Raw genomic sequence first — 9,056 nt, 5'->3', positions numbered from 1 at the left:
CGTCGTCTGCTCGCCGTGATCAGCGGCCAAGCCGACCATCATCTGGGCAAAGATGCCTTTATCGCTCCAACGCTTCCAACGGTTGTAGAGCGTTTTGTGCGGGCCATATTCCCTCGGCGCATCTCGCCATCGTAAGCCATTGCGATTGATGAAGATAATCCCGCTCAAAACACGCTTGTCATCGACGCGAGGCTTGCCATGGGACTTTGGGAAGAAAGGCTCAAGACGCGCCATCTGCGCATCCGTCAGCCAGAAAAGATCAGACATGTTCACCGCTCGGTTTTCGGACCGTGAATCACGCCCCTACCCGGAAATCAATGGGTCCTGACCCTACGGGCCAGGGCTCATCCGGTCCGGGATCCTTTTCCTGCATGGCGGAGAGAAGGTCGGAGAAAAACAGCCGGATCAGCGGCGCGAGCGGCTTCACCATCAGCGGCTGGACCACGAGATAGACCGAAAAGGGCTTCTTGCGGATCGTCCGGAAGTCAAAGTCCGACACGGACGTCGCCTCATCGATCGCCGGGTTCTGCCATTGGTCGAGCCCCGATGTCATCAGGAGCGAGACGTAAGAGGTCAGGGTGTCATTGTTGGTCGAGGCCAGCCGCGTGAAGATCAGCTTGGCCGCCCTGTTGTCCACCTCATGGCCCCGCGCGAAATACTCCTTCTGCTTGTTCCCGCCCGAGGCGGCGATGCGGTAGATCTCGCCCAAGGTGGGGCGCTTGCGCTGGAAGGCCAGCAGGCCTGCCGCCACGAAGAGATCGATCCCGCCTTTGAGGAGCCCCTGCACCCGGTCATTGTCGCTTTGCAGGAAAAGCGTCGCCAGGAGCTGCAGTTCCATCTGCTGGCGCGCGGGATCTTTCAGCTCAAAGATGCGCAGGAGCGGGTTGTAGCGATGCGTGCGCTTGCCCTCCCAATCGGTGGGGGCAAAGCGATAGACCTTGTCGCCTTGGGCTGCGCGGTGCCGGGCCGTGGCCTCGAAACACTCGCCCTTCACATCGAGCGTCACGGCGGAGCCTTGCCAGGTCAGCAGGTTCGGAATGACAAAGCCCGTGGTCTTGCCGCGGCCCGTGGGGGCCACGATCAGCGCATGGGGGAAGACCTTGGAGCAAATGTAGTTGGCGCGGGAGCCCGGCGGCCCCAGCTTGCCGAGGATGAACCCGGTGCCCGGCGCCCCGAAGAAGCCATTGGCCTTCATCTCGCGCTCGGTCTGCCAATGGGTCTGGCCAAACCGTGTGAGGGCGGAGCCCGAGAGGGCGAGGCTCAGCATCAGGCCGGCAGCCGCGAAGCTGCCGATGATCAGGTGAATAAGTTGCGCGTCCTCCGGTCGGCGATCAAGGATCGCCAGATAGTTCTGCGCGATATAGGCAAAGTCGATCTCGGCCCCGAAGCCGAGATCCTGGTAGGCCAGCACCGCCGAGGCGATGGTATAGCCCATGGCCCCGGTCACAAGCGTCACCAACAGGACGCCTGTGGCGATCCGCGCTTTTCCCATGGAGGCGCTCAATGGACCTGACCCCGCTCGGTCTCGCCATCCACGTCTGTGGTGCGGTGTTTTTCGTATTCGGTGTCGGCAAGATCATCGACCACCTGGCGCAAGGCCTCCGTGTTGGCCGTTGCTGCATCCGATTGCAGGTAGACCTTGGCGACATAAAACCGGTCGAGGCGGTCCTCGAGAACCTTGTCCAGCGCATCGGCATCGCCGGATGTGAGGCGGCCCAATTGGCGGTCATCCAGCACCCGCGCGATCTCCTCGCGGAAGGCGTCCCGCTCCGCCTCGGTCTCGAAGGGCGCGGACAACTCCCCCGCCCGCTCATGGTCCAGAACACGCGCAATCTCGTCTGCAAGGCGGTCGGCACGGTCAGACTGCGAAGCAGTTTCACCGCGGGCTGCGAGGAGTGCGTCGCGCGTGCCAAACCCAAGCCCGTCGCGCAACTCGGTTTCGCGGCGGACCTGATTGATGGCCTCCGTGTCGCGTATCTCCACAACGGCCGCATAGGTCGCGCCAAGCCCGCGGGCGAGGTGGGACGGCATGTCCGGATAGCGCTCCGAGACGTCATCCGCGACCGCATCTGCAACAGGCGTGCGGAGGTCGCGTGCCTCCATGATCCGGTCGACCTCGCGGGTGATTTCGCTGGCGCGGGCCGCATCGGTGATGGTCTCCCTGTAGGGCTCAGACCGGTCGATCACATCGCCAGGACGTGCGAGCAGCTCCGGATGTGCCTCGAGATAGGCACGCTGCTCCGTCTCGATCCGGCGCTCCGCCCGCGAGACAACCTCTGGGTCCCGGTCCTCGATCTGCTGCGCGGTCAGGCCCTCTGCGCGCATCTCCTGACGGATTGTCCCTTCCATCGCCCGGACCGCGCCCTCATGATAATGGAACCGCTCGCTGTCCGTTTCCGTTTCCATGACGCCATCCCGGCGCAGCACGTTTTCCCGTTCCAAGAGCGTGCCGAGCGCGACATGCACATCGTTGAGACTGTCTCGCGCCTGTTCCAGATCAGCGCGGCGTTCAAGGTTCAGATCGCGCGCCTCGGCCACCTTGGAGAGATCATTGGCGATCCATTGATGCTCGAGCGCGGCGCTCGAGGCCCCGGTCTCGATCCGGGCCACCACTTCCGATGTGCTGATCCCGGTGCCCCGTAGTGCGGTGTCTATGCGCGACCGCAAGTCCGGCTCGGCCAGACGGTCCAGCCGGCTGGTGTCGATGTTCGCCTCGGAATAGATCCCGCCCTCCGAGGGGGCCTCTGACAGCGTGGATGATCGCAAACCAAGTGGCTGCATGTGCTGGACCTGCGTCTGGATCTCGATGAGGCGTTTTTCCAGCACGGGACGTTCCGCGTCAGACTTCTCAGCGATCATGCCCTGCACCCGCGCGAGCTTCTCGGCATAGAGGCTTCTCAGATCCTCGAAACTTTGATCCTCGGCCATATACACATCTCCTGTTCGGTCCACCTGCCCGCCGCGCGCCAGCACTTCGCCCGCGCGGAAGAGGGCTGCGGCAATATCCTCGCGGGCTTCACGCGAAGCCTCCGCGGCAAGCGAGTGATAGACAGTTCTGGTGTTGGCGATCTCCGCCAGCGTCCGCGTCAGGTCCTGCCCCACACGCTCCCGCTCAACAGGCGCGCGGCCCTCTTCTTTCGCAGCGTAGACCTCGCTTGTGCGGGCCGGGTAATGCACAACCCCGCGATCCACCCGCCGCGTGGCTTCCAGGCGCACACCGTACTTCTCGGCCTCCTCGACCATGGCGAGGCGGAAGTCGTCATAGTTGAAGCGATGGTTGCGCCCCAGAAAAAAGAACTCGCCTTCCTGCGAGCGGCGGTTCAGCACCAGATGCGCATGCGGGTGATCGCGGTCCTCATGCACCGCGATGATGTAGTCGAAATGCCCCTCATCGGTCTGGAAGAACCGCTCGGCCACGTCCGTCGCGATGTCGCGCACATCCTCCCCGCGCGTGCCGATGGGGAAGGACATGAGCATGTGTGTGGTCTGGCCCAGCTTGGGCTTGAAGCCCGCATCCCACCGTTTGGCAAAGCGCTCGGTCAGGTCCTTGATGTCACCCGCCTCGAGCTTCGTCTTGCCATCCAGAAACCCACTGCTGTCCACGATATGGGTCGACTTCGTGGTGAGGTAATCGAGCTGGTTTGAGAGCTGCGATTTGGTATGCGTACCCCCGCCCCGGATCGCCTTGAAGACCGCCGGACGGTGCCCGGCCGCCGCGCGCACAAGCTGGCTCTGCTTGGCCACGTGCAGCCCTTGCATCGAGCCCCGGACGCGGCTCCAGCCGTCCCGGAAGACCTCGCCCGTGACGGCGTGGACGGCATCATTCAGCCGCATGGGCAAACTCCCTCAGCGCGGCCGTGGCCTGCAGTTGTATCGCGTCCCGACGGCGGCGCAGAAGCAGATCGATCTCGTCCGCAGAATCCAGGATGAACCGCGCCAACCCGCGCATCTGGGCAAGGCGCAATTCGGTGAACTCGGCACGCGTGCCCCCCGCGGCCCCCTTCCCCATCCGGTTGGCCCGCGTCATCTGCTTGGCGATCTGCGCGACCCCATTGCCGACCTCGTGCAGTGAAGCGCGGTAGCGCGCCATCTCTGCCGCCATCTGCGCGTCCGGAACGAACACCCCGCCTGCCGCCTGAATGAGCCGCCGCAGCCCCTCGGCCCGGCTCTCGATCCCCACCTTCGCCAACACCGCGTCGAGGGCTTCAAGCTCCGCGGCCGTCACCTTCACACTGACGGCGGAAACCGGGATCGCAGCATCGGTCTGGCGCTCGGCATCGGCTTTCAAGACGTAGCGCACGGCCCGCGATGTGACCTCGAAACGCTCGGCCAGCTCGGCCGTCGACACACCCTCCGCGGCCTCGCGGACGATCTGCATCTTCTCGATCTCTGTCAGGCGTTTTGTTCGGGACATGCGGAAGAAAGACCCCCTATTTCCTGCCACCTTCCACCAAGGCTGCCCCTACCTTACGATAATATACCTAGCTGTCAATTATATACTTACGTCGCCTTCAGTCTCAGGCAGCCTTGGTGTCCGCTTCACGCCGCGGCCCGCAGGGACGCGGCTCTGCCGCCTTCACCACCGGGCGACCCACCTGTCCTAGGGGTCCCGTCCGCCAGCCCCGCCCGAGGGTCTGGCCGAACACGCATGTGTTCGGACGGAACCGCGTGCGGGCGCAAACCCCACCGACAGGGCGGACAGGCAGGGTCAAGGAGGGCCAGATTTGGCTTGCCAAATCTCTGCCGCAAAAACCGAGAGGCCCTGGCCTGCCGGTTTTTGTGGATGGCCCCCTTGAGGCTGACTGGCCGGTCTGTCGCGGCCTGATCATTTCGGGCGGAGTGCGTCCGTTGAACGCGCAGGGACCGGCATCCCTGGAACAGGGATCGGGCCGCCCCAAGATCGTCCTGGGGCGGCCCATCCTCGTCAGAGGATTTAGTCCTGGGGATCTTTCGCGCTCGGCGGGAACATCACCAGCTCCGAGACCGCGACCGGGAAGTCGAGCTTGAGGCTGAAGAACTCCGATCCGTCCCCGTTGCGGGTGTTGCGGAACATCGCACCCACGCGCTGAAAACGGGTGCGCTCCTGGCCATCGGTATCGGTGAAATTGACGGGGACGGTGGCGACGTAGTGATTGGTCATTTGGGTTACTCCTTGTTGCGATGGGGATCACCCGGCACGGGGGCAAGAGGCCCGGTCGCAAGCGCAAATGCGGAGGGTCCGCGGCAAAGGCGTGGAAGCCGTATTTGTGCTTGCCGAAGCGCAAGCTGAGGGCACGATTGGGCCGACCCCGTGCGATCCACATCTATGAGCAAAAAGGAGAGACCCGGATGACCCTTGCCATCACGCAACCGCCACCATCCGCGTCCGCGTCCCGTCGAGCCTGGCCGGGGTGCTGACGGAGCCCGCCCGCGTGGGAGCTATGTTCCGCAACACCACCCGAGGGTTGTGCAGGTCTGCAGCCTCAAGTGCGACGTCTCGACCCCTCGGTCTTGCGCTGCTGACGATGTGCGATGTGCGCACCATCCCCAGCCCGTACCGATGCGGATGGGCCGAACTCTGACGGACCGGGTAGAGGGATGACGGTGCTGGACGCCGTGAGATGCAGATAAGTGTGACCGATCGCACGCGCCATGAGATATGACGAAAGGACCGCCCGAAGGCGACCCCGTTATGGCCATCACGCGCCCAAGCTGTCGAGCATCCCCCTGGTATCAGGCATTCGCTTCAGCGAGTTGCCGATGTGTTCCCGCCAGCGCGGCCCAACCTCCATTGCGGTGGCATAGGCCCGAGCCAGATCATCGGGCCGGTCCTCGGCCATCGCTTCGATAAGGAAAGCCGCCTGCTCGCGGTCCTTCGCGGATTTCAGGCTTCCTGCCCCATCGCGGCGCCGGTCGGCAATGATCAGTTTGTGGACTGCATAACGCTCCGGGCGGGGCACCTGCACCAGAACGCCGGATCTATAGATCGCCGCCGCGTGGATCGGCTCAGCGATCAGGAAGTTGAGATAGTTCAGTCCTTGGGCGTTCACGCCCAAGGCTGGCAGATCACGGAGGGTCTCATCTCCGAACGCCGGTGTGAGAAACTCGACCAACTGGCCGCTGCCACCCTGGGCCCATCGCCATGTCCGACCTTGGTCAAGAGATGGCAGAGGATCGAATTTGAGCGCCGAGAACGTCTCGGCAAGACCCGGGTCGACCTGATCCTGCAACGCAACGCTGAGCTTCTCGAACTGCGCGATGTCGATGTCGCCAGTATTGGCCATACCGCCAATTGGCAGACGGATACCAAGCTCGCCTTCATAGAGGCGAAATGCATTGGTTCCGACGATGGTGCCACCCAACCGGAATGTCCCTACTGCGGCCATGGCCGACAGGATGGACCCGGTTGCCCGGTCGGTGGGGGTCATGCCTTCGGCGCGCAAGAGGCGGACAAGCCGAGACCGTTCCGCCTGCCGATCCTTGGCGGTCGAGCGCAGCTCCTCAATCCGGTTGATACGTGCACGCGTCTCGTCACTGTCCTCGCCGATATAGATGAAGCGCATCTCGGTGCCGACACGCCGGGCTGCGTACCAATAGGCCTTGTCGCCGCGCTCCTTGAGAGTCGGCTTGCCTTCGACACCGGACAAAGCGTCGTCCTTCAAAAGACGTACCAGATCGGTATAGGCGCTCATCGCGATGCTGCTGAGTGGAGTCATGCCAATCATTTCCAAGTTTTGCTTGGCACACATATACCTATCAAAACAGGAAAATGCTAGGCAAAGCAATTTGGGCCCCGCCACGCGCATGAGAAACAACGAAAGGGCCGCCCGAAGGCGACCCTCGCAACTCACGTCTCCGCAGTTTTCTTCGCCGGGTCCGCAACCCGCATGACCGTCAGACCTTTCGCTTCCGCCTTCTGCCCGAGGTTCAGCGCGACCCCGTTGCCGCCGAAGAGGACAACCCCCGTCGCCGCGAACTTGTCGTCGAGCATTTCGTCGTTGCACTTGAACGGTGCCGCCCGCCCATGCGCGGACCAGCGAGGATCAAAGCGCGCCTGTGCGACGCCGCGTGCCCGGGCCCACCGAGCCGCAATCATCTCCGCCCCGTACTTGCCACCCTTGTGGCAGAGGAAGATCTCCTGGTTGCGGTTCTGCTTAATCCGTTCGCAAACCTTGTCGAGCGTGTTGAAGATCACATCGACATCGGTCCAGTCGGTGGCGCCTGAGACGATCAGGGGCACCCCCTCGACTTTCGACTTCTCGGCAGTCTCGCGGTCGTGCTGCTCCAGGAGCTGCCGTGCCTCGAAGACCGCCCCGGTCTCTTTCGCCCGGACGCTTGCGCGCGAGCCGGCTGCCGGGATGTAGGCGTGGCCCGTCTCGATCTCGTAGCATTCCGCCGCTGCCTCGCTCATCACCTCGATGGCGCTGACAATCTCGCGCAGCTGCACAAAGCGCGCCTGCGCCTCTTCGAGCGCGGTCTCGGCGATCTCCGATCCGTCGTGGGATTTTGCCAGCGCGCCGATCTTGTCGGCGGTGCGGTCGACCTCCTTGCCAAGCGCCACCTTGCGGCGCTGCAGGATCGTGGCGAGCCCATGGGCCAGCGGTTCGATTTCCGCCTCGAGCCCGGTTGCGCGCAGCGGCCCGAGCAAAGCCTCGAAGCTCTCGCGGATGATGCGGTCGGTCAGGATGTGATCTTCCGGGATCGGCAGCTGCGCGTCCTTCTCGGTCAGTCCGAAAAGCTCGATGGTCTCGTAGGTGTTTGCTGTGTCGTAAGCCATGTCTGGTCTCCAGTATTCAGTTCCAAGGCCACCACGTGAGTGTGGGGCATGGCCGAATGCCTGGTTTCCGAATCTGCCCGGGTCAGGGACGGCGCAGCCGCCGGCTTGCCGGGCGCAAAAGTTTTCCGAGCGCGGCATCCGACACATGCGCGCGCTCACGCAAGGGACCGCCCCATGCCACAGGCCCCGTCCTCGCCGAAAAGTTTTGCGATCCTTGACGCGGGCTGATTTGGGGGCCATCCGGAGGATATGCTTCCGCACTCATGTGTGTGTGTTTTGACGGTAGGTTTGCCCGACACGAGCAGGCAAACGGCCCGACCGGACGCGGCAGACGGATGGAGCGGCGGGATCGTTTTGGCCTCGGGCCAAAACAGACCAGAGCGCAAACCGGCGGAGCGGCCGGGGAGGGACGTGCTCGCGAGGCGGGCAAACCGGGATGCCAGGCGCAACACCGCGGTGAGGCCGCATGGCCGAATGCGCGACGGACCGAAGGGCCGTTCTCCCCTGCGACACGCGAAGCCGAGCTGGGGAGGCCGCAAGGCTTAGCCCAAGGTTGATGTGCTGGCGACGCCGCTGCCGACTATAAGGATTACTTTTCCAAGCATTCGACGTGATGGGCGAATTGTGGTCATTCGTTGCGATCTGCGCGAGTCTGTTTAACGCAAGTACCTGGCAACCTCCTCTCACGCGGCGCCCGCTCGAGGATTTGGATCCGCTGAATCAGACCTAGCCGCCGAGGCATTGGCGTGAGATATAGGGGCAATAGAGGGTAGGTGGTAAGCCACGCATTTTTAGTTGGTCGGCTACCATTCGCACTATGTCAGTTCTCTCTACGTGCGTTCGGCCAGTAGGATGAATTGGTCTCAAGAATCGACTCAAGATGCCGCATGTAAATAGAAAGTAACGTAGTATCATGGAAGTTCTGTTCTCAACAAATCTCAAGCCAATGGCCGACTTAGAGTAAGCGGTGTCTGAGCGGCACGTTGTCTGCGTCGGCGCGGACTGCGAGGTGATACCCATCTCAAGATGGGAGTGCGTTTCGCAATGGATGCTCAGACTGCGTTTCTCAGATCGCTGGGAGTTGAGATCTTCGAGAGCGGGCACCGCCGGTGGCCGGAGAAGGTGAAGGCACAGGCTGTCGCGGAGACACTTGAGCCGGGCGCGACGGTCAACGCCGTGGCGGCGCGTTACGGGATGAAGCCGAACCAGTTGTCGGCGTGGCGATGCCTGGCCAAAGAGGGCAAGCTGGTCCTGCCCGCCGCCGAGATGTCGGATGAGCCGACGGCCTTCGCGCCGGTTG

General features: G+C 63.3%; 7 protein-coding genes and 1 pseudogene. 1 reads left to right on the top strand and 7 read right to left on the bottom strand.

Annotation, left to right across the window (positions count from 1 at the left end):
* The 7 genes and pseudogenes from BM075_RS23695 to BM075_RS23665 all read right to left on the bottom strand — a co-directional run.
* The coding region (locus tag BM075_RS23695) for a transposase (protein ID WP_143089878.1) at positions 1 to 267 on the bottom strand (267 nt) is incomplete at its 3' end.
* Between the two features lie 64 nt (positions 268 to 331).
* Positions 332 to 1,492, bottom strand: a pseudogene (locus tag BM075_RS23690) (type IV secretory system conjugative DNA transfer family protein); the annotation flags it as partial.
* 8 nt (positions 1,493 to 1,500) lie between these two features.
* Positions 1,501 to 3,834, bottom strand: a complete 2,334-nt coding sequence (locus tag BM075_RS23685) for a relaxase/mobilization nuclease domain-containing protein (protein WP_093363075.1) — start codon at positions 3,832 to 3,834, stop codon at positions 1,501 to 1,503.
* Complete coding sequence (locus tag BM075_RS23680) at positions 3,821 to 4,414, bottom strand: transposase (RefSeq protein ID WP_093363074.1); 594 nt, start codon at positions 4,412 to 4,414, stop codon at positions 3,821 to 3,823. The genes BM075_RS23685 and BM075_RS23680 overlap by 14 nt, the downstream gene beginning before the upstream one ends.
* A 519-nt stretch (positions 4,415 to 4,933) precedes the next feature.
* Positions 4,934 to 5,140 (bottom strand): hypothetical protein, encoded by a 207-nt coding sequence (locus BM075_RS23675; RefSeq protein ID WP_093363073.1) that lies wholly within the window; start codon positions 5,138 to 5,140, stop codon positions 4,934 to 4,936.
* Between the two features lie 538 nt (positions 5,141 to 5,678).
* On the bottom strand, positions 5,679 to 6,695 hold the full coding sequence (locus BM075_RS23670; RefSeq protein ID WP_245758967.1) for a nucleotidyltransferase family protein: 1,017 nt from the start codon (positions 6,693 to 6,695) through the stop codon (positions 5,679 to 5,681).
* A gap of 131 nt (positions 6,696 to 6,826) precedes the next feature.
* Positions 6,827 to 7,756: a DUF2493 domain-containing protein gene (locus BM075_RS23665; RefSeq protein ID WP_093363072.1), complete on the bottom strand. Its 930-nt coding sequence runs from the start codon at positions 7,754 to 7,756 to the stop codon at positions 6,827 to 6,829.
* Positions 7,757 to 8,800: 1,044 nt separating this feature from the next.
* Here BM075_RS23665 and BM075_RS25140 point away from each other — a divergent pair.
* Positions 8,801 to 9,056 (top strand): transposase (locus tag BM075_RS25140; RefSeq protein ID WP_342741278.1); only part of this gene is annotated, 256 nt, incomplete at its 3' end.

The sequence above is a fragment of the Tropicimonas isoalkanivorans genome (assembly GCF_900112335.1).
Lineage (GTDB): Bacteria > Pseudomonadota > Alphaproteobacteria > Rhodobacterales > Rhodobacteraceae > Tropicimonas > Tropicimonas isoalkanivorans.
Note: the sequence above shows the minus strand (reverse complement) of the source record. Positions and strands in the feature narration are given on the sequence as shown.